Below are 23,295 nucleotides of genomic sequence, written 5' to 3' on the forward strand. Positions count from 1 at the left end.
CCTCGAGTCCAACCGTCGAACAATGGCCGAGGACGACGACCCGACGACGATCCGCTCGCTCGCGCTCTCGCCGGACGACGCTGCCAGCGCCTACGCCTACACGCAGGAGAATCCCGGTGAGGCCGTCCTTCGGGTGACGCCGCCGTTTCACGGCCGGATGCGCGCTCGACTCCACGTCTACCAGCGCGACGATACCGAACTGACCGGGGCCATCCATATCCCGCCAGAATCCGTCATCGCGAGCGACGTGATTGACGACTATCCTCGCCTCGAGGCGGCACTCGAGGACGCCACGCCCGACGAAACCGACGAGATTCGCAAACGCCACGCCGACGCCGTCGAGAAATGGCAGGCTCGAGCGCGCGAGTCGATCCTCGAGGCGACCACGATCGACACCGACGACGGACCACAGCTGGTCGAACTCAAACAGATCGGGTAAGTCGGCCTCGAGTCGATCGCACAGCGACACTGGTGACCGCGACACATCGACGCCGTCCCGTACTTTCACTTTCACTCCGGCTGGATCGCATTCACATCCCGTCCGTCCGAGTACCTGCTATGGCACTGATCGTCGACCGCACTGACGACCGCAACGAGGCGACTGCCGGCCGCGAGCGACCCGCCACACTCGAGGCCGAACCCCGACGACGCCGGATCGACGTCACCGAGGTCCACGCCGCGGGTCTCGAGGCATTCGTCGACGAGAACGTCGACACCGATGCCGTCTCGCTCAAGCACCGCAGCGGACGAACGTATCTCGTCCTCGAGGAGTGAGCCGGACTGCTGTCGTCACTGCCCGCCGGTCTTCGACCCCGCCGCCCGTGATCGGCGGGATATCGGGTCCACAGGCCGTCTGAGCGGACGAAACTGTCGTGTTCGGGCAGACGCAGCTGGCTCCCACAGGCAGATGAACACCGTCTCACGTCGGTTCGACCGGAACGATTCGAAAGCAAACCGGTACGCCTAATCCGTCGGAACCGAGACCGCCGATAATGAGACTCGCACGGATCGAGACGGACGACGGACCGGTTACGGGACGGTACGAGGACGGCGTCGTCGCTGTGGACGACGGCGTCTACGAGGTCGGAGATGATGGCCGTATGCTGCCGCCCTGTGAGCCCTCGGCGCTGTACTGCGTCGGGCGCAACTACGCGGCGACGCTCGACCAGATGGAGTACGAACGTCCCGAGGAACCCGACTTCTTCATCAAACCGCCGGCGTCGTTGCTCGGCCACCGGGAGCCGATCCCCTACCCCGAGTTCACCGAGGAACTCACCTACGCGGGCGAACTCGCGGCCGTCATCGACGAACCCTGCAGCAACCTCACGGAAGACGAGGTGTCGGACGTCGTCCGGGGCTACACCATCATGAACGACATGGACGCACTCGACCAGCAGGGCCGCACGGCGCGCAAGGCGTTCGATGGCTCCGGCCCGCTCGGGCCGTGGATCGAGACCGCCGTCGACCCGTCGGGGATCGACATGTACACCGACGTCGCCGGCGAGCGCCGACAAGAGGCGAACACGGAACTGATGCTGTTCGGCCCCGAGGAGATCGTCGCCTACCTCTCCCGGCGATTCACGTTCCGCCCCGGCGACGTGATCGCCTTCGGCAGCCCCGCCAACCCCGGACTGGTCGAACCCGGCGACACCGTCGAAATTACCTACGAGGGCGTCGGCACGCTCGAGAACACCGTCGTCGACGCGACCGACGACGAGTCGGGCCAGTAAGCGCCAACGCGAGAGGAAAGGCACTTGCCGACGTGGCCCCTCCCCGCCAATGTGAGCGCTGACGCCACGCGACGTGTCGAGGTCTATCCCGGCCGCGAGGTCGTCGTCGAGTTCGACCCCGGCCTCACGTTCGAATGTGTCGAGGACTGCACCTGGTGTTGCCAACACGGCGTGTTGCTGTACGATCAGGACTTACTCGAGCTCGCCCAGCGGGCGAATCTCGCCGAGACGACGACCGAGTTTCGCGGCGAGAAGTTCGTCACCCGCGAGACGAAAGCCCGCGACGACCACGTCGCCGAGGACGGCTGTGCCTGTGCGTTCTTGCGCGAGGACGGCCTCTGTACCCTCCATCTCGAGGAAGACTGGAAACCGACACGCTGTTCGGTCTTTCCGCTCGGCGTCTGGCTCGAGGACGGCGACCTCCACGTCGACATTCGGGAGTCGGCCCACGACCACTGTGAGGGGCTGAACGTCAGCGACCGCTCCGTGATCGACAACCTCGAGGCGTTCCTGCCGGAAGTACTGTGGGAACTCGAGAACCCCGATTCGGACCGAGAACTGTAGCCGTACGAGCGGCGGTACCGTCGCTCGAGTCGGTCACAAACGAGTGGCAGACGGCCCGTTCCCAAGCCGAACGTTACCACACGTCTCCAATGGTTTAAACGTGTGGGCCACGTAGTCAACCTGTGACAGAAGAATCCGGGCGACGGAACCTCCGTATGCCCAACAACGATGAAGTATTCGCCGTCGTAACCGAACACCTCGGAGGCAACCACGTGCAACTCCGCTGTGAGGACGGCGAGGAACGGCTCGGCCGCATCCCAGGACGCATGAAATACCGCACCTGGATCGAGCAAGACGACATCGTCGTCGCCGAGCCCTGGGACTGGCAAGACGAGAAAGCCACGATCGAGTGGCGCTACACTAGCCAGGACGCAGATCAACTGCGTCGCGAAGGCCACATCGATTGAACCTCGGTTTCGGCCACTAAACGAGATTTTACCGCAGTCTACCGCCGACAGCCGAGCGACAGCACTTTCTATACACCGGCTCGCAGCCGAGCGGACGGCTTCTCAGCGTGTCGCTTGTTTCCACTCCCGTAACCCGACGACGGCACCATCGACCGTCTCCGGGTCGGCCGCCGTCGCCGCCCAGACGAACATCCCTGCGATCGACTCCGGATCGCGCCCCACCCCACCGGACAGTTCCGTCGCGACCTGTCCCGGGTCCAGACAGCCGACTGTGGAGTCGATATCCGCGGCGAAGCCTCGAGCGACAGCCTCCGCAGTCGCCTTCGAGATCGCATACGAGCCGTAGCCCGGTTTCGTCTCGCGAGCGATCGATCCCGTCGGCACGAGCACACGCGCCCCGTCGTTGAGATGCGGGAGTGACTCCCGAATCGTCGCGAACACGCCACGTCCGTTGATCTGCCAGTGGTCGTCAACGGCCGCATAGGAGTCGTCATCCGTCGGTGTCGCACCCGGCTGACCGTGATAGACGCCCGCTGCGGCGACGACGACGTCGATACCGCCGCCGTCGCCGGCTCGGGACGCGGTCTCGACCAGTCGCTCGAGGTCCAACTCGTCACGAACGTCTGTGCGAACGCCGGCCGCAACGCCCCCCGCAGCCTCGAGTGTGTCGACGGTTTCCGCGACCGCATCGCCGTCTCGAGCGCCGACGGCGACCGTCGCGCCGCCTTCGGCGAACGCCTCGGCGACTGCGCGACCGATTCCACGGGTGCCACCAGTGATGACGACTGTCAACTCGTCCATGGGGTATGTACGGACAGCACGTACAGGAACCTATGTTCATACTGGCCACGACAGTCCGGCAGTATGAACACAGTCCATCACCGTTGTGTCGGCGCTTTCGGCCCACCCCTACGTGCGTATGGCGTACGTTTATGCGTCCGCCGACATTCATGTATACTATGACATCATTGGCCGGTGAGTCCGTCGTCGTGATCGGGGCTGGTGTCGGCGGCCTCTCGACGGCCTGCTACCTCGCTGACGCGGGTGCTGACGTTCACGTCATCGAAAAGAACGAACAGCTCGGTGGCCGGGCGAGTCGCCTCGAGCGAGACGGCTTCCGGTTCGATATGGGGCCGTCGTGGTATCTGATGCCCGACGTCTTCGAGCGGTTTTTTGCCGACTTCGACCGAACGCCGTCGGACTACTACGAACTGACCCACCTCGACCCCCACTATCGACTCTTCTTCAAAGATAGCGCGGAGCAAAGCTCCGCGAACGATGCGAGCGGGCAGAGCCCGCGAGCACACGGCGACAAGGTCGACATCACGCCGGATCTCGAGCGCACCAAACGCGTCTTCGAGGAGTACGAATCGGGTGCAGGTGATGCGTTAGAGCGCTACCTCGAGAAATCTCGCGAGAACTACGAGGTTGGGATGAAACATTTCGTCTACGAGGACCGCACGCAGTTGCGTGACTACCTCACGCTGGATGTGGCCAGACAGGCCCGTGGCCTGTCGTTGCTGGGGTCGATGCAGGGCCACGTCGAGAACTACTTCGAGCATCCGAAGCTCCAGCAGATCATGCAGTACACGCTGGTGTTTCTCGGTGGCTCGCCGACGAACACGCCGGCGCTGTACAATCTGATGAGCCACGTCGATTTCAACCTCGGCGTCTGGTACCCCGAGGGTGGGATCGGGGCTGTCATCGACGCGCTCGTCGACCTCGGCACCGAACTGGGCGTCACCTACGACACCGACCGGCCGGCAACGGCGATCAAAGGCCGTGAAGGGGCGTTTCTCGTCGACACGCCACAGGGTCCGCTGCGGCCGGATCTGGTCGTCAGCAACGGCGACTACGCCCATACCGAACAGGAGCTTCTGCCACCCGAATCCCGCGGTCACGACGCCGACTACTGGGACTCACGCACGTACGCGCCGTCCGCGTTCTTGCTCTATCTCGGCGTCGAAGGCGACGTCGACGAACTGGCCCATCACACGCTCGTCCTGCCGACCGACTGGCAGGACCACTTCGATCAGATCTTCGACGAGCCCGCCTGGCCCGACGAACCCGCCTACTACCTGTGTGTCCCCTCCGAAACCGACGACACCGTCGCGCCCGACGGCCACAGCGCCCTGTTCGTCCTCGTGCCGATCGCCCCCGGCCTCGAGGACACCCCCGAGATCCGAGCCGAGTACCGCGAGTCGATCCTCGAGGATATCGCGACCAACACCGGGGCCGACCTTCGCGACCGGATCGTCTTCGAGGAACAGTTCTGTATCGAGGACTTCGCCAGCCGCTACAACAGCTACGACGGCACGGCACTCGGCTTGGCCCACACACTCCGCCAGACCGCCCTGTTCCGACCACCACACCGCTCCGAGAAGGTCGATGGTCTCTACTTCGTCGGCGGTGACACCACGCCCGGCATCGGGATGCCGATGTGTCTCATCAGCGGCGAACTAACCGCAGAAACCGTTCTCGAGGACTACGGCACGTCGACAGAACAGTGATCGGGAGGCTGGTATGAACACGGGATCGACGGCCTCGAGCGATGGCGGACTCGCCACACAGCTCTCGTATCTGCTGACGCTGTCTCGGCCCCGGTTCTGGCTCTATCTGGCGGGGCCGGTACTCGTGGGTGTCGCGTACGCTGCCGACACCGTCAGCGAGCTGTTCGCGCCGGCCGCGGTCGTGCTGTTTGCATACTTCCTCGTTCCGGGAAACGTCTTCCTCTACGGGATCAACGACATCTACGATCGCGAGATCGACGCCGCGAACCCGAAAAAGGAGACGAAAGAAGAACGCTATCGCGGCCAACAGATCGTGCCGTTCGCGGTGGCGCTCTGTGCGCTGCTCCCGCTGGCGCTGGTTCCGTTCATCCCCACGGCGGCGTGGCCATGGCTCGTCGGCTTTCTCGTCCTCGGCGCGGCCTACAGCGCCCCACCGATCCGGTTCAAGACCACGCCAGTGCTTGATTCGGTCTCGAACGGCCTGTACATCATGCCGGGAGCCGCGGCCTACGCCGCCGTCGCGGGAACACAGCCAGCCACACTCGCCGTCGTCGGCGGCTGGCTGTGGGCGATGGGCATGCATACGTTTTCGGCGATCCCCGACATCGAACCCGATCGCGAGACGGGAATCGAAACGACCGCGACGGTTTTCGGCGAATCACGAACCTACGCCTACTGTGGACTCGTCTGGCTCGCGAGTGCGCTCGCATTCGGCCTGCTCGATCCCCGGCTCGGCGCGCTCATGCTCGTCTACCCCGCGCTCATCGGAGTGCTCGTTTCCTCGAGCGTCGCCGTAGACAGAGCGTACTGGTGGTTCCCGGCGATCAACACGGTCGTCGGCGCAGCGTTGACGATGGGCGGACTCTGGAGGCTCCTCCATGGCTAACCACGACTCACTATCACGGACCGACACGACACGAACGATCGTCCAGCGCCGTCTCGAGGCGATCATCCGCGAGAATCGCTTTACGATCGCTGTCGTCTTTCCGGTTATCGGCGCGGTCACACTGGTGGCAAGCGCCGAAGGGGTCCTGCCCGAACCGCTTGCATACAACCCGCTGTTGATCCTCTTCGGGACGATGGTGATGCGCTCGCCGCTGGTCGTCGGCTTGCTCCCGAAGATCGGCTGGTGGGCGCTTGGCTTGCTCGGCTTGCTGACGGCGTACACGTATGCGATCGAGATCGTCGGCGTACGGACGGACTGGCCCTACGGTGCGTTCGAGTACACCATCCAACTGGGGCCGATGCTGTTCGGCGACGTACCGCTGGCGCTCCCGCTGTTTTTCATCCCGCTGGTCCTGAACGCCTACCTGCTCACGCTGTTGGTCCTCGGCGAGTGGAGCGAAAACCCACTCATCAGAGTGCTCAGTGCGATCGTCGCCGTCGTCGCGATCGACCTCGTCCTCGACCCGGCGGCCGTTGCGATCGGCTTCTGGGAGTTCATCCCCGCCGGCGTCTACTACGGCGTCCCGGTGTCGAACTACGTCGGCTGGGTCATTTCGGGCACCGTCGCCGTTGTCCTCGTCGATCTCGCCTTCGATCGTGCGTCGTTGCTCGAGCGCGTCCGCGAGTGTGAGTTCATCCTCGACGATCTGGTGAGTTTCGTCCTGCTCTGGGGCGCGATCAACGTCCTCTACGGCAACTGGCTGGCGGCCGGCGTCGCCGGGCTGTTCTGTCTCGGCCTGTTCCAGACCGACCGCTACGATCGCGACCTGATCCGGCAGGCGCTCCCCTCGAGTGTCCTTAGCGGTCGCGAATCCTAAGATCGACAGCCGACGCCGCCGATCGGCGGCGAGGTCCACACGGGCCGGACGTGCGTGCTCTACCCTTTTGGTTCTCGAGGCAGTGGATGACATATGGCAACGAGAGACGTTATCGAGTGCCCGATCTGTCACGACGTCCCATCACGTGATCGGAACGTCGAGGACCATCTCGTCGCGGTGCATACGAAACAGACGCTGGCGAAGTTCGTCGTCGCCGAGATCGAAGCGCAGACTGAATCGGATATCTCCGAGTGAAAGGCTGTGATACGGTCTGCTGTACGAACACCGTCTCATACGGTTTGCTACCGATTTCCCGGTGGGACCGCAGGACGGTCGCGGTCCCACTGGAACTGACGTACAGCAGACCGTCTCAGTCAGTCGGAAACGAGCAGAGAGTTACCGCGTCGGCACGCGGCCGCCGTGGCCGGGTTCGCTTCGATCCGTCTCGAGTGCGGGGACGGCAGAGACTCGCTGGAAGACGGCTTCAGGGTCGCGATTCCAGTGCCAGTGCCAGCGCGTTTTGGCGAGACACCACAGCTTGCGGGCCGTCGACAGCGACGGCTCCTGACTGAGCACATCGTAGTTCTGTGCGCGGATGACCGTGTGGTGTTCTGCATAGAGGACAGCCGCGAGCAACACCGGAAGCTGGCAGTCCGCTGGCAGATAGCGGATGCCGGCAACGCCCTCGCGATAGAGGTCCTCCGTTCGCTTGAGTTCCGCCGCCATGGCCCGCCCGAACGACTCGGAGTACTCGAGGCGCTCGATCTGTGCGGGCGAGACGTCGTATTCGCGAAGTGTCTTCTGTGGCAGGTAGATCCGGTCCCGATCGACGATATCCTCGCGGACGTCCCGCAGGAAGTTCGTCATCTGGAACGCTTCGCCGAGTTTGACGGCGTGGGGAAGCGCCGTCTCCCGGTCGTCGGAGTCCATGATCGCGGTCATCATCACGCCGACGGCGGCAGCCGATCCGCGCATGTACGACTCGAGGTCGGCGTACGTCTCGTAGCGGTCGGTGTCGATATCCGACTGCATCGCGTCCATGAACGTCTCGATTTCGGCGTCGCTGATGTCGTACTCCCGGCGGAGTTCGTTGAACGCCTCGAGAACGGGGCCATCCGGCGCTGTCTTTCCGAGGGCCTGCTCGCGAAGGCCCTCGAGTTCGGCACGCTGTTGGGCCGGCGGAACGCCTGCTGCGTCGTCGACGACTTCGTCGGCGATGCGAAAGAACGCATAGAGGACGTGCGTGGCGTGGCGAACCCGTTTCGGGAGGAATTTGGTCGCGAGATAGAACGTCTTGCCGGTCTCCTTCTGGATCGCCTTGCCTTTGTCAATGTGTTCCTGTTGCATTCTCAGCCTCGTATCCGCAGACCGCAATGGGATGATATCAATACGACAGATACGTATAAAATAGCACCCCCTCACTAGTGGGGTTTTGATTGTCTCACCAGCGAACAGGTGACGCGAAATGAAGGTTCGATCGACAGCCAACGGAGTCGATAGCCGTCGTCCACGCCGGTCGCAGATAGCGGCTGTCGACAGATTACCGATCGGTCGGCGAATCCGCCCAGTCGTCGAACAGTTCGTCGAGGAGCTTTCGCTGTGCCGTCCGGAGATGCTGGTGGAACGTCGACCTAGAGATGTCCATCGACTGCGCGAGTTCCTCACCCGAGACGTTGCGCGGCCACTCGAAATACTCTGCGTAGTAGGCCGTCCGCAGCGCCGTGAGTTGGCGCTCAGTCAGTGACGACTCGAGACGGCCCCGTAAATCCTGTGGCGTCTGCGTCGGGTGGTCCGTCTCGTGGTAGCTGATCAGTTCGACGGTGTCGTAGCGTTGCTCGAGCAGGTCGTACGCCGAGCGGGCGGACTGGCCGTTCGGGAGGTCGATCGTGAGATCGACGACCGTCTCGCCGGTTGCTGTCGACCGTGTCTCGTGATCCGCCGTGGCGCTGGCATCGAACCGACGGATCGACGCGCCGTGTTCGGCCAGTGCGGCGACGACGCTATCACGAACGTCGACTTCGAGCAGGGCTCCCTCGTCGTACGTCGACGGGACCGTCACGTCCGTCACGCCCTCGATCGTCGCCGCCGAAGGCGGGGTGTCAACGGCCCGATCAACATGGAAAAACGCGACCGGCTCGCCGTCTTTGTTGTAGGTCAGTCCCCGATAGGTGATCGTCGCCTCGAGGTCGTCAGCCAGTGCCGTCACGAACAGCGACGGATCTTCGATCGCGACCTCGAGTTCGATGACGGTATCGCTCACCAACATCTGTCGTGTCTCGATCGCGTTCATCGCGGTCGCGATCGTCTCCGTCAGCGACTCGAGGACGAGCCGTTCCTGCTCGGCGACGGCGTTCGCTTCCGCGGCGAACAGAACGAGCACGCCGTAGGTCACGTCGCCGTAGGTCAGCGGGAGTGCAGCGACCGACTGAAACGACTGGGGGGCCCCTGTTGGCCACCACCGGTCGGCGTCGTCGAACGTCTCGAGATCCTGTATCACCTGCGGCTCGCCCGTCTCGAGTGCTTGCACTGCCGGATGACTGGCGTCGTCCCCGAGCACGAGGTCGCCGTCCTCGAGCGGGATGTCGCCTCGGCTTTCCCACTGGCGTGGCGAGAGGCGGTTGTTCGTGACATCAGCGCGGCCGATCCAGGCGAGGACGTAGGGGTCGGTGTCGGAGAGGCGCAGACACACCTGCCGTTCAATCTCCTCGCGTGTCCTCGCGCCAACGACAGCGTCGGTGACGTCACGGAGCATGCCGTTGACACGGTCGAGGACGTGCTCGAGGGCCTGATGTTCCTCGCGGAGCTCTGCCGTGGTCTCCTCGACGGCGAGTTCCGCCAGCTTGCGGTCGGTGATCTCGAGATGGGCGACCGAGATGCGGACGTCACCGTCGACGGTGAACCGGTTGGCTCGCATCAGGAACCACTGCTTTTGCTCGGGTGTATGACAGGGGTACTCCATCGAGAACGTCTCCTGCTCGCCGTCGATGATGGCCTCGAGGCCATCGATAGCGCGTCTGGCGTGCTCGTCGTCGTCCATCGCGGCGGTTGCGATGTAGTCCACGCCGAGGTGGTCCGTCTGGTGGTCGTCCGAGCCGAACTCACGCCACGCCTGATTCGTCAGCAGGATCTCGCCGTCGGTGTCGATGACGGCAACGGTGAGCGGCAGCGTCTCGAGAGTCGCTTCGGCGAGTTCGTGCCGGTGCTCCATTGGACGGGGATTTGTGCTTAAACCACATAACGAACTCGGGCTACGGCGAGGCGATAGGTCAGGTGAACTGATAACTCAACCAACACTTTTGTACACATCCGTAGACAGCCTCAGAAGAGATCAGCGTGTCACACCACACCACCACTCCAAAGACGGTCGAGCTATGGATCCGTTCGTTCACCCCCATGAGCGCAGGCCCAACCCAGGAGCGCGCCCTCGAGCGACTGGACGACCTCGAGTCAAACGCGCCGATCGAGTCGCTCGAGGTCGGTGTTTGGGGGAAAGCGATCAAGCGGACGGAACACGCGAAACGAATTCCGCAACTCCAGCGGATCGAAACGCGACTCGAGGCGTTCGAGTCGTGGGCGGCACGAACGAGTCGCTCTCTCGAACCGTTCTTTCGAACCATCCGCATCGAATCGACGATCACGGACGAACGGTACGACGTGTGGCGACTGCCGACGATCGCGCTCGCCGAGTTCAACGGCGACGACGAACTCCTCCACGTGGCACCGTGTCGCGACGGCGACGAGACGATCGACGTCTTCGATCGACTCGCTGCGCTCGTCGACGACGAGATCGACCCGTCGGTGCCCGCCGACGGCGGATCGGAACACGACGAGCGGATCATCGACCGGCCGGACGATCGAACGACCAGCGACGGGCAGGGCCGGATCGAACTGCCGTCATCTCGCTCCGATTGAACCACGCGTCGCCCTCGAGAGTGGGCCAGGGAAGGCGGTTTCGGCCGACAGTCTCGAGCCCGAACCTGTCCATTACGATGAGTCTCACCATCAGCGTGAACAATACCTATGGCAGTTACTATCATACTCGAGCATATGGTAAGCGAATCAGTCAGGCTCGGGCAGTCACGCTGTCGAAACTGTGGATTCGAAGCCCCCGGCGGCGACGATGCGTGGCGACGGATCGAGGTCCCAAAACTGGGGCGGATGACGCAGTGTCCGGAGTGTGAGAGTACGGATATCATCACGAGCCGCTGACGGTCCCGTGGCGCAGACAGACTCTTGGGTGTCTCGACGCTAGTCTGTCGTATGGGACACGAAACGAACGATCACGGGTCCGCCGACACCCAGCCGACGACCGACAGCGAGTGGCAAGCCGAACTGAGCGACGAGGAGTACCGTATTCTGCGCGAGGCCGGGACCGAACCACCGTTCAGCGGTGAGTACGTCGACCACAAGGCAGACGGGAGCTACGTCTGTGCCGGCTGCGGTGCCGAACTGTTCGACTCCGGGACGAAGTTCGAATCCGGCTGTGGCTGGCCTAGTTTCTACGACACCGATGACGAGCGCATCGAAACCCGCCTCGACACGAGCAACGGGATGCGCCGAACCGAGGTCCTGTGTGCGACCTGCGGTGGCCACCTCGGGCACGTCTTCGACGACGGCCCCGAGCCAACCGGCAAGCGCTACTGCATCAACTCGGTGGCGCTCGATTTCGACGAGGAGTGAAACGAAGGGCCACGTCGCTGTGAGCCGACTGCCAACCAACTGATTTCCACCCCGTCGTCGATATCAGGGTGATCGACTCGAGTCCACGCTCGCTCGTTCGGAACGCCGCTGTCGCCGTACAGAACACCGATAGGTTCTATCACGATCAACTGGTAGTGATCATGAATGGGTTCTGTACGGACCGACGACGCTTGCCTCCTCGTCGTCACCGCCGATGAACAGGTGCCGGCCGACAGTGACGACCTGCGCTCGCGTCTCTCCGAGCGCGAGTTCGACGCCGAACTGCGGACGGTCTCGAGCGCTGCGTCGGCGCTCGAGGTCCTCGAGGCACACCCGATCGACTGTCTCCTGACGCCACAGCGGCTGCCGGACGCGAGCGGTCTCGACCTGCTCGAACGGGTTCGCGAGCGTGATCCTGACTGTCCGGTCGTGCTCGCGCCGGCGACTGGCGATGAAGGGCTCGCGAGCGACGCGATTGCAGCAGGCGTCACGGAGTACGTCCCAGCAGACCGACGCGATACGGACCTCACCGCAGCACTCGAGCGAGCGATCGACACGGGTCGAGAGCGACGACAACGGCGGGCTCAATCACAGCAGTTCAGCGCGATCTTCGACGCGCCGGAGACGTACTCGTGGGTGTTACATCCAGATGGGCGGGTTCGCCGCGCCAACGAGAGCGCCCTCGAGGCGGCCGTCGGAGCCGACACCGACGTTCGCGGGCGGCCGTTCGCGGACCTCCCGTGGTGGCGCGGCATCGAGGAAGGCCGGGGCGTGATCGAGGCAGCGATCGACCGGGCGGCAGCCGGCGAGTTCGTCCACCGGGAGGTGACACGAGCACAGGTCGGCGACGAAGCAAGTGACGGGGCCGACTCGCGCACGCTCGAGGTGACGATCCAGCCGGTCACCGACGATTCGGGAACGGTCGTCTCGCTGCTTGCACGAGCAGTCGACGTCACCGAACGGGTCCACCTCGAACAGGAGCTACGCGAGTCGGAGGAACTCCATCGGGTGACGCTCAACAACATGACCGACACCGTCCTCATCACGAACGACGCGGGCGAGTTTACCTACGTCTGCCCAAACGTTCACTTCATTTTCGGCTACACCGACGCGGAGATCCACGAGATGGGGACGATCGACGAACTCCTCGGCTCGGACCTGTTCGACCGCGAGACCCTCGAGGACGAGGGCGTGTTGACCAACATCGAGTGTACGGCGACCGACAGGGCGGGCCGTGAGCACACGCTATTGGTCAACGTTCGCGAGGTCTCGATACAGGACGGCACGCTCCTCTATAGCTGCCGGGACGTGACGACACGGAAACACCGAGAGGAGGCGCTGACGGCGCTACACCGGACCACGCGCCAGTTGCTCTACGCCGAGACCGACCGCGAGATCGCCGAGATCGTCGTCGAAGACGCCCCCGAGATCCTCGATCTCGAGGCGAGTGGTGTGTTCCTGTTCGATACCGACGAGAACGTGCTTCGGCCGGCCGCCGTCTCGGCGGGGCTGAAGCGACTCCACGGGCCGCTCTCGGTGCAGCGAGCCACTGCCGACAGCATTGCGGGCGGCGTCTTCGTCGAGGGGCAGTCCCGATTCTTCGCGGACGTCCACGATGCGGACGTGCTCTCCGATCCGACGACCGATCTCAGAAGCGGCGCGTTCGTCCCTCTCGGCGATCACGGCGTGTTCGTCGTCGGTTCGTCTCGGTCCGACGCGTTCGACGATGTCGCTCGAGAGCTGACCGATCTGGTGGCGACGACGGCCGAAGCAGCCCTCGATCGAGTCGAGCGCGAACGGACGCTGCGCGAACGCGACCGGGAACTCAAACAGCGCAACCGCGAACTGACGCGGCTCAACCAGATCAACGAGATCATCCGGGAGATCGACACGGCATTAGTTCGAGCGGAGACTCGAGAGGAGATTGAAACGGCCGTCTGCGAGCGTCTCACGTCCGCGGACCGGTTTTCGTTCGCCTGGATCGGCGCGACGGACGTGACCGGCGAACGGCTCGTCCCGAGCGCACACGGCGGCACGGGACGCAGGCAGGACTACCTCGACAGCGTCTCGCTTTCGCTTGCGGACGGCCGCGAGCCCGCAGCGCGCACGGCAGCCACCCGCGAAGTGACCGTCGTCTCGAACGTCGCCAAAGGGCTCCACGACGAGCCGTGGCGCTCCGAAGCGCTCTCACGAGAGTATCAGTCGATCACCAGCGTCCCGCTTGCCTACGACGAGTTTACCTACGGCGTGGTGACCGTCTACGCCGACCAGCCCGACGCGTTCGGCGAGGTCACACGGGCCGTCCTCGCAGAACTCGGGGAGACGATCGCCTCCGCGATCGCCGCCGTCGAACGCAAACAGGCACTGTTGACCGACTCCCGAACGCGTCTCGAGTTCGACGTCTTCGACGACAGCTTCGTGTTTGCTCGCCTCGCGCGGGCGACGGGCTGTGTGCTGTCGTTCGACGGCGGCGTCCGCCTCCACGAAGACGGTGCTGCGGTGTTCGCGACGGTCAAAAACGCCGATCCGGACGCCGTCGTCGACGCGGCCGCCGGACTCGTCGCCATCGAGCGCGCACAGGTGATCAGCGGCGGCGAACACAGCGGGGGCGGGACGGTCCTGCTCGAGTTGGCGTCGCCGTTTTTGGCCCTGCAACTCGCCGATCACGGCGTCGTGTTACACAGCGTGGAAGCGACGCCGGATCGGACACGGATCGTCGTTGACGTGCCACAGACCGTCGACGCCAGAGCGAGTATCGACGTCGTCTCGAGTGCCTTCTCAGACGTCGACTTGCACGCAAAGCGTACTGTCGACCGAACGACCGTCCGTGATCTTCGAGCCGAACTGCTCGAGCGACTCACCGATCGACAACTCGAGGTCGTCCAGTTGGCCTACTACGGCGGCTACTTCGAATCGCCGCGGGAGCGGTCGGGTGAAGAGGTCGCCGACACGCTCGGGATCTCGCCGGCCGCGTTCTATCGCCACATCCGAACTGTACAGCGGAAACTGTTCACGATCGTCTTCGAAGAGCTCGGTGTTCCGGCAACCCCTGCGTAGGGGGTTGAATACTGAACCATAGCAAATCGTCGACGCTAGCTATCTGACGAATACGCATATCCTAATATCCCTATTATTCCTAAATCGAAGCTCCCAGATCCCATGAAAGACGTCAAATTCAACCCGAGAGAGGAGTCGACCTACGAGTGTTTCAGTTGCGGGACGGTCATCCGTGCAACAGCACCGGAGCGGTGCCCAAAATGCGGAGCCGACATGCGAAACCGGCAGATGCCGATCGAGTGACATCCTCGCCGCGTTAAAGGGCGACGCTTCCCGAGGTTCTGATGTTACTTCCGTCAATTCGGATGGTTGGGAATCTACGGTTTGCGACCGACGGCGCTGGCAGTGCCACGCTACCGATACCCGCCCCCGACGTGGGGTAGCGAGTTATCTGGTTGTTTTGTGTCGGTCGGCGTGGTCGGCTTACTGTTTTGGTTTCGGCGAGAACTCTCGCCGTGGCAAACACCGAGTCAACTGCCAGTTTTCCACGCATATCCCCAATACGACGCGGTGGGATGTGAAAGGTCGCCATGCACAGTGAAAGTGAACGAAGACGGACGCTGTATCCCCGTCCTCGAAAAGCGAGGCTTTTCCGTTGCAGCGAGAGCGAAACTCTTTCCATACCACTGAAGGGCGCGAGGTTTTAGCGCCCTGCACCGCAAGATAACCCGTCTCGAGGCACCGACGACTCTCGCTGTAGGTGGTTGCTGGTCCCCTCGTCGATCACTGGGAAACGGTTACCAGTTTCTCGCTCGACAGTCGAGATAGATGTCCGACTCGAACACGACCCAGTCACCGATCTCACACCCGTTGTTCGCGACGCTGTATGACTGGTTCCCACAGTCTACGTTGTTCGCACCCCACCGAACCACCCTCGTTCAAGATCTCTCCGGGCGCGTTCTCGAACTCGGCTGTGGCACCGGGGACTTGTTTCCGTTCGTCGCCGAGACCGACCCGGAGCCACTGGCATACCACGCCATCGAACCCGACCCACACATGCGAAAGCGCGCAGCACGAACGGCCAGCGAGCTCAGCCTCGAGGTCGACCTCCGAGACGCCCGCGCCGAATCGTTGCCCTATCCCGACGACAGTTTCGATATCGTGCTCGCCAGCGTCGTCTTCTGTACGATACAGGACCCCGACACGGCCGTCGAAGAGGTCGCACGCGTGTTGAAACCGGGCGGTGAGTTCCGATTTTTCGAGCACGTCCACGCCGACGGCTGGCGTGGAACCGGCCAGCGACTGCTCAACCCCCTCTGGGAGCGCGTCGCGGGTGGCTGCCAACTCACCCGCGAGACGATCCCGCGATTCGTCGGCCACGACGCCTTCTCGGTCGCAGAGATCGAGCGCCTCGAGTTCGGGGTCTTTCCGGCGACACCGTTCGTCCGGGGGACGGTGTGTCGCCGCCGAGACGGCCTCCTCGAGTGAGACGGCGTCCTGTCGTCACGTCCCGCCGATCACCGACCCGTGCTGGCGATCGGCGGGACACAGTTACAGCACTCCGTCTGAGGAGTCGCCCACCGGACAATTCGGTCGGCATCGAACCCGGAGTCTGCAGGTGGAACCGTTTCCCGAGACCCGACTGTAGAACGGGGTATGTCAGAACCGGACCGAGAGCCGACTGAAACGCCGACGACCTCCAAAGCGGAGGCCGAAGCTGACGGGCAGCGGATGGCCAGAAACTGGCTCGGGATCGCCGTCGTCTCGATACTGTCGCTGCTGTTGGTCGCGATCGCGTTGTTGCAGTTGACCGGCGTCGTCGAGTTCTTCGCACCGATCGCAGAGACCGAAGGTCAGCAATGGGGCGCGTTCTTCGTCCTCGCACTCGTCGTTATCATCCTCGGTGGCTGGAGTTGGAGGGCGATCGTCAGCTAACCCGGCCAACGGCTCGACCGACGCCGTCGGTCTCTCCAACCGACTCAGCTTACTGCACCCCGGTCTCGAGCACCTCTCGATTCCGAACCCAGCCGTCGGCACCGAACTTCCGATCGGCGAGGTCGGCGGCTGCCTCGAGTTCGTCGTCGCGCCAGTCGCCCTCGTCCGCGTCACACCACTCCTCCAGCGCCGTTGCGAGCGTCTCGACGGCGTCTTCACGGTCGATTCCGGCCTCGTTTCGGATGCTCGTTACTCGGTCGGTAAACGTCTCGAGTTCGAGGTCCGTCTCGAAGACACCGACGTGATGCGTGGGCTCGAGATCGTAGCTGATCGAGCCGTGCTGGATAACGACGTCACGCTGGCGGTACTGGGCATTGCCGCTGATTTTCCGTGCGTCCACGCCGTCGCTCGCGGGCGCGACGACGTCGTGAGCCGGATTGATATCCCGTAGATAACACGAGGGGTAGTAGATCGACGACTGCTCGACGGCGGCGAAATCGGCCTCGACGCCCATCGCCTCGAGGCCCGCAAGCACCGGCTCACAGAACAGTTCGTAACAGTCCATCAGGTCGCCGGGCACCTCCGAAGCGGGGGCGACGATGGTATACGAGATGTCTGCATATCGGTCGTGATAGATCCCGCCGCCGCCGGTTTGCCGGCGAGTGACGTCGATTCCTTCCTGCTCACAGTACGCCCAGTCGACCGTGTCGGCGTCCTGTCGGTACCCAAGCGAGAGCGTACTCGGCTCCCATGAGTAGACTCTGACTGTCCGCAGATCGTCCTCGAGGGCCGTCTCAGCCGCGACTTCCTCGAGCGCCATCTGTGTCGCCCCATCACGGGGCTCGTCCCGAAGCAACCGCCACGAACGCTCGGCGAGGTCGGTCATACTCGTCCGGTCGCTGGCAACCGAGTTAGGGATTGCGGGGACGAACCGAGTGGAGCCCTCCCTCGCTTCGTTGACGGAGCGTCGTCCGTGTCAGACAAGGGTATGAAATCCGAGAGACGGCCCACGAACGGGCAGCTCCACCACACCGAAACGGTTCGCGATACGAATGGTCTCGCTTGCCGAACACTGCTCACAACTAGAAAGTGGTTGTTGATAACACGTGTACTCCGTCGTCGTGTTCTCATTGAATCGTTTCGCCGTTTTCTCGAGAACTCGATTCGAGGCGAACATCTTCGCCATTCGGCCGTTCATCTAGAATAGATGTCGATTAAGAATCCATAAAGAATATTATAAACAATATTCAAGACTGGTCCATATGGAAGTCCCGCTCCTCGTAACCGATTTCCTTGACCGAGCGCGCAAGTACTACGGCGACGAAGAAGCGATCGTTGCGACGACAGGCGAACGGTTCACCTACGACGAGTTCGGCGACCGGGCCGACCGACTCTCCGCAGTGTTGCAAGAGCGGGGCATCGAAAAGGGTGACCGCGTCGCAGTGCTCGACCCCAACACGCACTACCACCTCGAGTCGGCGTACGGGATCATGCAACTCGGTGCGATCCACGCGCCGCTGAACTACCGGCTGACGCCCGAGGACTACGAGTACATGCTCAACGACGCCGGCGTCACGGCCGTGATCGCCGACTACGAGTACGCCGACAAGATCGAAGCGATTCGCGACGAGGTCCCCACCGAGACGTTCATCACGAACGACGCCGACGCCGTCGAGGGTGAGTGGGAAGACTTCGACGCACTCATCGAGGACGCCGAACCCGACTACGAGCGCCCGGAGATGAGCGAGGACGACGTCATCACGATCAACTACACCTCAGGGACGACCGGCGACCCGAAAGGCGTCATGCGAACCCACCGCACCGAGTCGCTACACGCCCAGCTCGTCACGATCCACCACGAGATCACCGACGACGACATCTACCTCTGGACGCTCCCGATGTTCCACGTCAACGGCTGGGGCCACATCTACGCCATCACGGGCATGGGCGCGAAACACGTCTGTACCCGCGGCGTCGACGCCGGACAGATCTTCACCGACATCGCCACCGAAGACGTCTCGTTCCTCTGTTGTGCCCCGACAGTGCTCAGCCTGCTCGAGGAGTACCGCGAGGAGAACGACGTCGAACTGACGGGCGACAACCCAATGCGAGTCACCGCAGCCGGCGCGGCACCGCCGGAAAGCATCATCGAAACCGTCGAAGAAGAGTTCGGCTGGCACTTCCGCCAGCTCTACGGCGCGACCGAGACCGGCCCGCTCATCGGCACCTCCGCGACTCGACGCCTCATCGACGAGGACAGCGAGCGCCGCTTCGCGCTCAAAAAGCGTCAGGGGATTGCCCCGCTGGCGACCCAGGTCGAAGTCGTCGACGACGAGGGCAACGAGGTTCCGTGGGACGACGAAACCATCGGCGAGATCCTCGTCCGTGGCAACCAGGTCATGGAAGGCTACTGGGAGAAACCCGAGGAGACCGACGAAGCGTTCAACGACAAACGTGAGGGCTGGTTCCACACCGGCGACCTGGCCGTTGTCAACGACGACGGCATGATCGCCATCCAGGACCGCGAGAAGGACATCATCATCTCCGGTGGCGAGAACATCTCGAGCATCGAACTCGAGGACACGCTGTTCGACCACGACGCCGTTTCTGACGTCGCCGTCATCCCAGCACCGAGCGAGAAGTGGGGCGAGACGCCGAAGGCGTTCGTCGTGCCGTCGAACGACGATCCCGAGAACCCACCGATCTCCCCGGACGAACTGACGGCGTTTACCCGTGAGAAACTCGCCGGCTACAAGGTCGTCCACCGCGTCGAGTTCGTCGACGAACTGCCCAAGACGGCGACGGGCAAGATCCAGAAGTACGAACTCCGCGAGGAGGAGTGGGACGAAGAAGACAGCATGGTCGGCCAGGGATAACGCCACAGCCGAACGAGTCAGGACGGCCGCTCAGTTGGCCGTCGAATCGCCGCCGTCGGTAACTGCCGTCCGTTTTTTACCGCGACCGTCGCTGCGTCGCTCGAGCGTATCCCACGGTGCAAGACTGGAAACGCGTCCGATAGCCGATAGACGACGCCGACACCCGTGCGTATCGAACACCACTGAGACGGAGTGCTGGTGTCACTGCCGATCACCGACCTCGCCGCCTATCTCGGGATCGCAGACCGTCTGAGACACTCACCGCAGGACGATCGTGTGCGCTCTCCGGTAACGCGACGGGGCAACCCCCTCTCGAGTGACCTGTGATGATCGGTACGTGCTCGCGTTCAGCGACAGCACAGCAGACTGTTTCGACGCCGCCGATTTTGATATCGCAGTATGGAATTTATCTCGGTGCAGTACCGCCGCGTGAGTGTCGGCACACAGCGCCGACAGCCCTGCGTCTGAGCAAACCGAGACGGATACACTCGAGCACCGTGTCACGGCCCGACACTGACCCACCAACGACGGGGTCACGACGTTTTTACGTATCCACCAGCTATCCGTGGTATGGTGCGGAACGTCGCCGGATTACTTCCGGAACTCGAGGCCGAAGACTTCTATCTCCTTTCGGGGGTCGAACAGGGGATGCGCTTTTCGGAGTGGGTCCAGCGGGAGAAACTCCCGAAGTTCTCCGGCCTGACCGAAGAGGAGGTCGACTACCGACTCGAGCGCTGTCTCAAGCGCGGGTTAGTCGAAAAGAAAACGATCCAGTACGAGGGGTACACCCTCCAGTTCGAGGGGTACGACGTCCTCGCGTTGCGAGCACTCGTCGAGCAGGACACGATCAGCGAGTTCGGCTCGCCGCTGGGTGTCGGCAAGGAGAGTGACGTCTACGAGGTCCGATCCTACAAGCCACTCGCACTGAAGTACCACCGTGAAGGCTATACGAACTTCCGGGAAGTCCACAAAGAACGCGATTACACGTCGGACAACGAGCACGTCTCTTGGATGTACACCGCCCGAAAAGCCGCCGAGCGGGAGTACGACATCCTCGAGGCGCTGTATCCGGACGTCTCGGTTCCGCGGCCGATCGGTCAGAATCGCCACGTCATCGTCATGGAGAAGATGGACGGCGTCGAGCTCTCACAGACGAGACTCACGGACGATCAGGTCCTCGGCGTTCTCGATTTGTTGCTCGAGGAGATCGCACTCGCCTACGAGACCGGCTACGTCCACGCCGACATGAGCGAGTACAACGTCTTCGTCAGCGAGGACGGCGTGAAGATTTTCGACTGGCCGCAGGCGATTCCGACGGATCACGAGAACGCGACCGAGTTCCTCCGACGAGACCTGACGAACGCGCTGGGGTATTTCCGTCGGAAGTACCCCCAGCACGTTCCGGACGAGATCAACAGCGAGGAGTTGGCTGTCGAGATCGAAACGGGTTCGTTCGAGAGCGTCACCGGCGGCCGCTCATAACGGGACGCGGTCGAAGCGCAGTTCCGCGGTTGTGATCGCAGAAACGGCGACGACGGCAGTTTCGGGTCCTGTGTCCTGTTCTTTTGGTAGCGTTCCGCTTCGAAATTCTTTTGATAAATCATATACTGCAATATGAAATAGTCGTGTTCGTTCGATTCGAGCAGTGTTCATCCACGGTGTCAAGACGGCTTGGCGGACGACACTGACGATTGCCCTCTGGAGAGAGTCACGATTACCGACGGATGGTGGCATTGATTCCGCTCGCGCCCGTAGTTCAAATCATGAATGAGAAAACCACGCACAGTCTCGACAGTGTCGGTATCTGGGGTGGTGGATTCACCGGTGGACTGGTCGGCGGTATCGCCATGGGGCTGGTCCTCCATCTCGGAGCGAACCAGATCGAACTGCTCGGTGGACTCGTTCCCGGCGCCGGGACAGCAGCCGCGGTCGGCTGGACGTTTCACCTCATCATCAGCGTCCTGTTCGGGCTGGTGTTTGCAACCCTCGTCTCGAGAGGGGCAGTCCAGGAGCTGGTGGAGACGTTCATCGACTACGTGATCGTCGGGCTGGCGTTCGGCGCGCTCATCGGGCTCTTCGCCGGCGGTGTCCTCTTCCCAGTGGCGATGGCTGGCGCGGGGGTGGAGACGCTGCCCCTCCCGTTCTTGCCCATTCCCGGGATGGCTGGAGAGCTGGTTAGCGCACTGCTGTTCGCGCTTGGGCATCTCGTCTACGGGTTAGTGCTGGGTGCCGTCTTCGCCGCGATCAACGGCATCACGCCGGGAGTCGTCGAGAGACGGGTGCCACTCGAGCGATAGTCCGTCGAGTCCACCCGTCCGTCACGCGATCGAGTACGGTCCCGTCCTCGAGCCAGCCACGACACCGACCCGTCTGGTCCGGGAGTTCGAAGGCCTTATACTCGAGAGTTGGGTAGATGGTCGTAGACTCGCTGGGTCGCGGGCGTCAGCGGGCACCTGCGCAGCACGTCTCTGTGCTACAGGTCGGGATGTGATCCGCGGGGCATGGCCCCGGTCGGGATTGAACCAGAAAACGCCCGCGGGAACATACAATGGCAAAAAGCTTCTATTCCCACATCAAGGACGCATGGAAAGACCCCGACGACGGTAAGCTCGGGGAGTTGCAGTGGCAGCGAAAGCAGGAATGGCGCAAGCAGGGTGCGATCGAACGGATCGAGCGCCCAACCCGCCTCGACAAGGCACGCGAACTCGGCTACAAAGCCAAACAGGGCATCGTCGTGGCCCGCGTGTCGGTCCGCAAAGGGACTGCCCGAAAAGAGCGCTTTACGGCCGGTCGCCGAACGAAGCGACAGGGTGTCAACCGTATCGGACGGCGCAAGAACATCCAGCGCATCGGTGAGGAGCGCGTCTCCCGGAAGTACCCCAACCTGCGCGTGCTCAACAGCTACTGGGTCGGGGAAGACGGCTCGCAGAAGTGGTTCGAAGTGATCCTCGTCGATCCGAACCACCCCGCAATCGAGAACGACGACGACCTCAACTGGATCTGCGACAGCGCACACCAGAACCGCGCCTTCCGTGGCCTGACCAACGCAGGCAAGGCCAACCGTGGTCTCAACAACCGCGGCAAAGGTGCCGAAAAGGTCCGTCCGTCTAACAACGGCGGCCAAGGTCGCGCGAAGTAACTCCGGTCAAACGGGTTTCGAATCGATTTTCGCGATTCAAGATCCCCCTCGAGCGGTGTTGCCGGCGTCGAACCCACCGACCAGCTCCGAGGCCGGTCGGAACTGTCGACAGAGGGACAGCCGGAGGCTTATTTTGATGGGTGCTGTACATCGTCACGCATGGTCAACCACGTTCTCGTCCCGGTAGACAGTTCGGAACACTCGATGGATGCACTCGAGTTCGCGTGCACGGAGCACGGTGATGCCACGGTCACGGCACTCCACGTCGTCGATCCCGGCGACTTCTATGGCTCGACGGGGATCGAAGGCGGCGCGATGACGAACTACGAGGAGATTCAGAAACACCACGAGACTCGAGCCGAGGAGTTGCTCGAGCAGGCACGCAGACAGGCTGCAGACTACGGCGTCGAGATCGAGACGGACCACGTCATCGGCGGAATTTCGCGCTCGATCGTCGACTACGCCGACGACCACGACGTCGATCACATTGCGATCGGCAGCCACGGTCGAACGGGTGCGAGTCGTATCCTCCTCGGCAGCGTCGCCGAGAAGGTGGCCCGTCGCTCTCCGGTCCCGGTGACGATCGTTCGGTGATCACACCGGTCGACAGCTGTTCTCGAGCGCTATCCGTGTGTATGTTTCTCACAGTGACGCACATACGAACGATTAGGAACGGTCCCGCCATCGTGGCGAG

Annotated in this window: 25 protein-coding genes; 21 read left to right on the plus strand and 4 right to left on the minus strand. The window is 62.9% G+C overall.

All coding sequences use genetic code 11. The features are described from left to right. The first annotated feature begins 22 nt into the window (after positions 1 to 22). The 5 genes from C495_RS03945 (at position 23) to C495_RS03965 (ending at position 2,701) form a co-directional block, all read left to right on the plus strand. Positions 23 to 439 (plus strand): hypothetical protein, encoded by a 417-nt coding sequence (locus C495_RS03945; protein WP_008160229.1) that lies wholly within the window; start codon positions 23 to 25, stop codon positions 437 to 439. Positions 440 to 558: 119 nt separating this feature from the next. Beyond that, positions 559 to 774: a hypothetical protein gene (locus C495_RS03950; RefSeq protein ID WP_008160231.1), complete on the plus strand. Its 216-nt coding sequence runs from the start codon at positions 559 to 561 to the stop codon at positions 772 to 774. Between the two features lie 218 nt (positions 775 to 992). Further along, positions 993 to 1,730, plus strand: a complete 738-nt coding sequence (locus C495_RS03955; RefSeq protein ID WP_008160233.1) for a fumarylacetoacetate hydrolase family protein — start codon at positions 993 to 995, stop codon at positions 1,728 to 1,730. A gap of 51 nt (positions 1,731 to 1,781) precedes the next feature. Beyond that, positions 1,782 to 2,294, plus strand: coding sequence for a hypothetical protein (locus C495_RS03960; protein ID WP_008160235.1), 513 nt, complete (start codon positions 1,782 to 1,784; stop codon positions 2,292 to 2,294). Positions 2,295 to 2,416: 122 nt separating this feature from the next. After that, on the plus strand, positions 2,417 to 2,701 hold the full coding sequence (locus C495_RS03965) for a translation initiation factor eIF-1A (RefSeq protein WP_083902445.1): 285 nt from the start codon (positions 2,417 to 2,419) through the stop codon (positions 2,699 to 2,701). A gap of 102 nt (positions 2,702 to 2,803) precedes the next feature. Here the strand turns inward: C495_RS03965 and C495_RS03970 are convergent, their stop codons facing one another. After that, the gene (locus C495_RS03970; RefSeq protein WP_008160244.1) at positions 2,804 to 3,502 is read right to left on the minus strand and encodes an SDR family oxidoreductase; all 699 of its coding nucleotides are present in this window, start codon (positions 3,500 to 3,502) and stop codon (positions 2,804 to 2,806) included. Positions 3,503 to 3,660: 158 nt separating this feature from the next. On the opposite strand from C495_RS03970, the gene C495_RS03975 reads away from it, so the two are divergent. The 4 genes from C495_RS03975 (at position 3,661) to C495_RS18025 (ending at position 7,229) form a co-directional block, all read left to right on the plus strand. After that, on the plus strand, positions 3,661 to 5,211 hold the full coding sequence (locus C495_RS03975) for a phytoene desaturase family protein (protein WP_008160247.1): 1,551 nt from the start codon (positions 3,661 to 3,663) through the stop codon (positions 5,209 to 5,211). A 13-nt stretch (positions 5,212 to 5,224) separates the two neighbouring features. After that, the gene (locus C495_RS03980; protein ID WP_008160249.1) at positions 5,225 to 6,097 is read left to right on the plus strand and encodes a prenyltransferase; all 873 of its coding nucleotides are present in this window, start codon (positions 5,225 to 5,227) and stop codon (positions 6,095 to 6,097) included. Then, complete coding sequence (cruF, locus tag C495_RS03985) at positions 6,090 to 6,974, plus strand: bisanhydrobacterioruberin hydratase (protein ID WP_008160251.1); 885 nt, start codon at positions 6,090 to 6,092, stop codon at positions 6,972 to 6,974. The genes C495_RS03980 and cruF overlap by 8 nt, the downstream gene beginning before the upstream one ends. A 93-nt stretch (positions 6,975 to 7,067) precedes the next feature. Next, a complete protein-coding gene (locus C495_RS18025) occupies positions 7,068 to 7,229 on the plus strand; it encodes a hypothetical protein (protein ID WP_008160254.1) in 162 nt (53 codons plus the stop codon). Between the two features lie 141 nt (positions 7,230 to 7,370). Here the strand turns inward: C495_RS18025 and C495_RS03990 are convergent, their stop codons facing one another. Then, the gene (locus tag C495_RS03990) at positions 7,371 to 8,321 is read right to left on the minus strand and encodes a phytoene/squalene synthase family protein (RefSeq protein ID WP_008160257.1); all 951 of its coding nucleotides are present in this window, start codon (positions 8,319 to 8,321) and stop codon (positions 7,371 to 7,373) included. A gap of 193 nt (positions 8,322 to 8,514) precedes the next feature. Next, complete coding sequence (locus C495_RS03995) at positions 8,515 to 10,182, minus strand: bacterio-opsin activator domain-containing protein (RefSeq protein ID WP_008160258.1); 1,668 nt, start codon at positions 10,180 to 10,182, stop codon at positions 8,515 to 8,517. 185 nt (positions 10,183 to 10,367) lie between these two features. Here C495_RS03995 and C495_RS04000 point away from each other — a divergent pair, with 185 nt between their 5' ends. The 7 genes from C495_RS04000 (at position 10,368) to C495_RS04020 (ending at position 16,586) form a co-directional block, all read left to right on the plus strand. After that, on the plus strand, positions 10,368 to 10,886 hold the full coding sequence (locus tag C495_RS04000; protein ID WP_008160260.1) for an HTH domain-containing protein: 519 nt from the start codon (positions 10,368 to 10,370) through the stop codon (positions 10,884 to 10,886). A gap of 135 nt (positions 10,887 to 11,021) precedes the next feature. After that, positions 11,022 to 11,183, plus strand: a complete 162-nt coding sequence (locus C495_RS18030) for a hypothetical protein (RefSeq protein ID WP_008160261.1) — start codon at positions 11,022 to 11,024, stop codon at positions 11,181 to 11,183. Positions 11,184 to 11,234: 51 nt separating this feature from the next. Continuing rightward, positions 11,235 to 11,654: a peptide-methionine (R)-S-oxide reductase MsrB gene (gene msrB / locus C495_RS04005; RefSeq protein ID WP_008160263.1), complete on the plus strand. Its 420-nt coding sequence runs from the start codon at positions 11,235 to 11,237 to the stop codon at positions 11,652 to 11,654. A 165-nt stretch (positions 11,655 to 11,819) separates the two neighbouring features. Further along, positions 11,820 to 14,711, plus strand: a complete 2,892-nt coding sequence (locus C495_RS04010; protein ID WP_008160265.1) for a bacterio-opsin activator domain-containing protein — start codon at positions 11,820 to 11,822, stop codon at positions 14,709 to 14,711. Between the two features lie 102 nt (positions 14,712 to 14,813). After that, positions 14,814 to 14,954 carry a rubrerythrin-like domain-containing protein gene (locus tag C495_RS17540; protein WP_008160267.1) on the plus strand — a complete coding sequence of 47 codons (141 nt, stop codon included), beginning with the start codon at positions 14,814 to 14,816 and terminating at the stop codon, positions 14,952 to 14,954. A 525-nt stretch (positions 14,955 to 15,479) separates the two neighbouring features. Next, positions 15,480 to 16,139, plus strand: a complete 660-nt coding sequence (locus C495_RS04015) for a class I SAM-dependent methyltransferase (RefSeq protein ID WP_008160268.1) — start codon at positions 15,480 to 15,482, stop codon at positions 16,137 to 16,139. Between the two features lie 168 nt (positions 16,140 to 16,307). Further along, complete coding sequence (locus C495_RS04020) at positions 16,308 to 16,586, plus strand: hypothetical protein (protein WP_008160270.1); 279 nt, start codon at positions 16,308 to 16,310, stop codon at positions 16,584 to 16,586. Positions 16,587 to 16,635: 49 nt separating this feature from the next. On the opposite strand, the gene C495_RS04025 is transcribed toward C495_RS04020, so the two are convergent. Then, a complete protein-coding gene (locus C495_RS04025) occupies positions 16,636 to 17,472 on the minus strand; it encodes a lipoate--protein ligase family protein (RefSeq protein WP_008160272.1) in 837 nt (278 codons plus the stop codon). Between the two features lie 376 nt (positions 17,473 to 17,848). On the opposite strand from C495_RS04025, the gene C495_RS04035 reads away from it, so the two are divergent. The 5 genes from C495_RS04035 to C495_RS04055 all read left to right on the plus strand — a co-directional run bounded on the left by C495_RS04035 (position 17,849) and on the right by C495_RS04055 (position 23,195). Continuing rightward, positions 17,849 to 19,462: a long-chain-fatty-acid--CoA ligase gene (locus tag C495_RS04035; RefSeq protein WP_008160276.1), complete on the plus strand. Its 1,614-nt coding sequence runs from the start codon at positions 17,849 to 17,851 to the stop codon at positions 19,460 to 19,462. A gap of 570 nt (positions 19,463 to 20,032) precedes the next feature. Continuing rightward, positions 20,033 to 20,944: a serine/threonine-protein kinase RIO2 gene (locus C495_RS04040; protein ID WP_008160277.1), complete on the plus strand. Its 912-nt coding sequence runs from the start codon at positions 20,033 to 20,035 to the stop codon at positions 20,942 to 20,944. Between the two features lie 281 nt (positions 20,945 to 21,225). Continuing rightward, positions 21,226 to 21,759 carry a hypothetical protein gene (locus C495_RS04045; RefSeq protein ID WP_049890154.1) on the plus strand — a complete coding sequence of 178 codons (534 nt, stop codon included), beginning with the start codon at positions 21,226 to 21,228 and terminating at the stop codon, positions 21,757 to 21,759. Positions 21,760 to 22,010: 251 nt separating this feature from the next. Continuing rightward, complete coding sequence (locus C495_RS04050; protein WP_008160281.1) at positions 22,011 to 22,601, plus strand: 50S ribosomal protein L15e; 591 nt, start codon at positions 22,011 to 22,013, stop codon at positions 22,599 to 22,601. Between the two features lie 159 nt (positions 22,602 to 22,760). Then, the gene (locus C495_RS04055; protein ID WP_008160282.1) at positions 22,761 to 23,195 is read left to right on the plus strand and encodes a universal stress protein; all 435 of its coding nucleotides are present in this window, start codon (positions 22,761 to 22,763) and stop codon (positions 23,193 to 23,195) included. The last annotated feature ends 100 nt before the right edge of the window (positions 23,196 to 23,295 follow it).

Origin of the sequence: Natronorubrum sulfidifaciens JCM 14089 (genome assembly GCF_000337735.1) — an archaeon.
Classification (GTDB): Archaea; Halobacteriota; Halobacteria; order Halobacteriales; family Natrialbaceae; genus Natronorubrum; species Natronorubrum sulfidifaciens.

Excerpts from the sequence above, each read along its gene's own strand:
- C495_RS03945 (WP_008160229.1), top strand. The coding sequence starts at position 23 with ATGGCCGAGGACGACGACCCGACGACGATCCGCTCGCTCGCGCTCTCG.
- C495_RS03950 (WP_008160231.1), top strand. The coding sequence starts at position 559 with ATGGCACTGATCGTCGACCGCACTGACGACCGCAACGAGGCGACTGCC.
- C495_RS03955 (WP_008160233.1), top strand. The coding sequence starts at position 993 with ATGAGACTCGCACGGATCGAGACGGACGACGGACCGGTTACGGGACGG.
- C495_RS03970 (WP_008160244.1), bottom strand. The coding sequence starts at position 3,502 with ATGGACGAGTTGACAGTCGTCATCACTGGTGGCACCCGTGGAATCGGT.
- C495_RS03975 (WP_008160247.1), top strand. The coding sequence starts at position 3,661 with ATGACATCATTGGCCGGTGAGTCCGTCGTCGTGATCGGGGCTGGTGTC.
- C495_RS03980 (WP_008160249.1), top strand. The coding sequence starts at position 5,225 with ATGAACACGGGATCGACGGCCTCGAGCGATGGCGGACTCGCCACACAG.
- cruF (WP_008160251.1), top strand. The coding sequence starts at position 6,090 with ATGGCTAACCACGACTCACTATCACGGACCGACACGACACGAACGATC.
- C495_RS18025 (WP_008160254.1), top strand. The coding sequence starts at position 7,068 with ATGGCAACGAGAGACGTTATCGAGTGCCCGATCTGTCACGACGTCCCA.
- C495_RS03990 (WP_008160257.1), bottom strand. The coding sequence starts at position 8,321 with ATGCAACAGGAACACATTGACAAAGGCAAGGCGATCCAGAAGGAGACC.
- C495_RS03995 (WP_008160258.1), bottom strand. The coding sequence starts at position 10,182 with ATGGAGCACCGGCACGAACTCGCCGAAGCGACTCTCGAGACGCTGCCG.
- C495_RS04000 (WP_008160260.1), top strand. The coding sequence starts at position 10,368 with ATGAGCGCAGGCCCAACCCAGGAGCGCGCCCTCGAGCGACTGGACGAC.
- C495_RS18030 (WP_008160261.1), top strand. The coding sequence starts at position 11,022 with ATGGTAAGCGAATCAGTCAGGCTCGGGCAGTCACGCTGTCGAAACTGT.
- msrB (WP_008160263.1), top strand. The coding sequence starts at position 11,235 with ATGGGACACGAAACGAACGATCACGGGTCCGCCGACACCCAGCCGACG.
- C495_RS04010 (WP_008160265.1), top strand. The coding sequence starts at position 11,820 with ATGGGTTCTGTACGGACCGACGACGCTTGCCTCCTCGTCGTCACCGCC.
- C495_RS17540 (WP_008160267.1), top strand. The coding sequence starts at position 14,814 with ATGAAAGACGTCAAATTCAACCCGAGAGAGGAGTCGACCTACGAGTGT.
- C495_RS04015 (WP_008160268.1), top strand. The coding sequence starts at position 15,480 with ATGTCCGACTCGAACACGACCCAGTCACCGATCTCACACCCGTTGTTC.
- C495_RS04020 (WP_008160270.1), top strand. The coding sequence starts at position 16,308 with ATGTCAGAACCGGACCGAGAGCCGACTGAAACGCCGACGACCTCCAAA.
- C495_RS04025 (WP_008160272.1), bottom strand. The coding sequence starts at position 17,472 with ATGACCGACCTCGCCGAGCGTTCGTGGCGGTTGCTTCGGGACGAGCCC.
- C495_RS04035 (WP_008160276.1), top strand. The coding sequence starts at position 17,849 with ATGGAAGTCCCGCTCCTCGTAACCGATTTCCTTGACCGAGCGCGCAAG.
- C495_RS04040 (WP_008160277.1), top strand. The coding sequence starts at position 20,033 with ATGGTGCGGAACGTCGCCGGATTACTTCCGGAACTCGAGGCCGAAGAC.
- C495_RS04045 (WP_049890154.1), top strand. The coding sequence starts at position 21,226 with ATGAATGAGAAAACCACGCACAGTCTCGACAGTGTCGGTATCTGGGGT.
- C495_RS04050 (WP_008160281.1), top strand. The coding sequence starts at position 22,011 with ATGGCAAAAAGCTTCTATTCCCACATCAAGGACGCATGGAAAGACCCC.
- C495_RS04055 (WP_008160282.1), top strand. The coding sequence starts at position 22,761 with ATGGTCAACCACGTTCTCGTCCCGGTAGACAGTTCGGAACACTCGATG.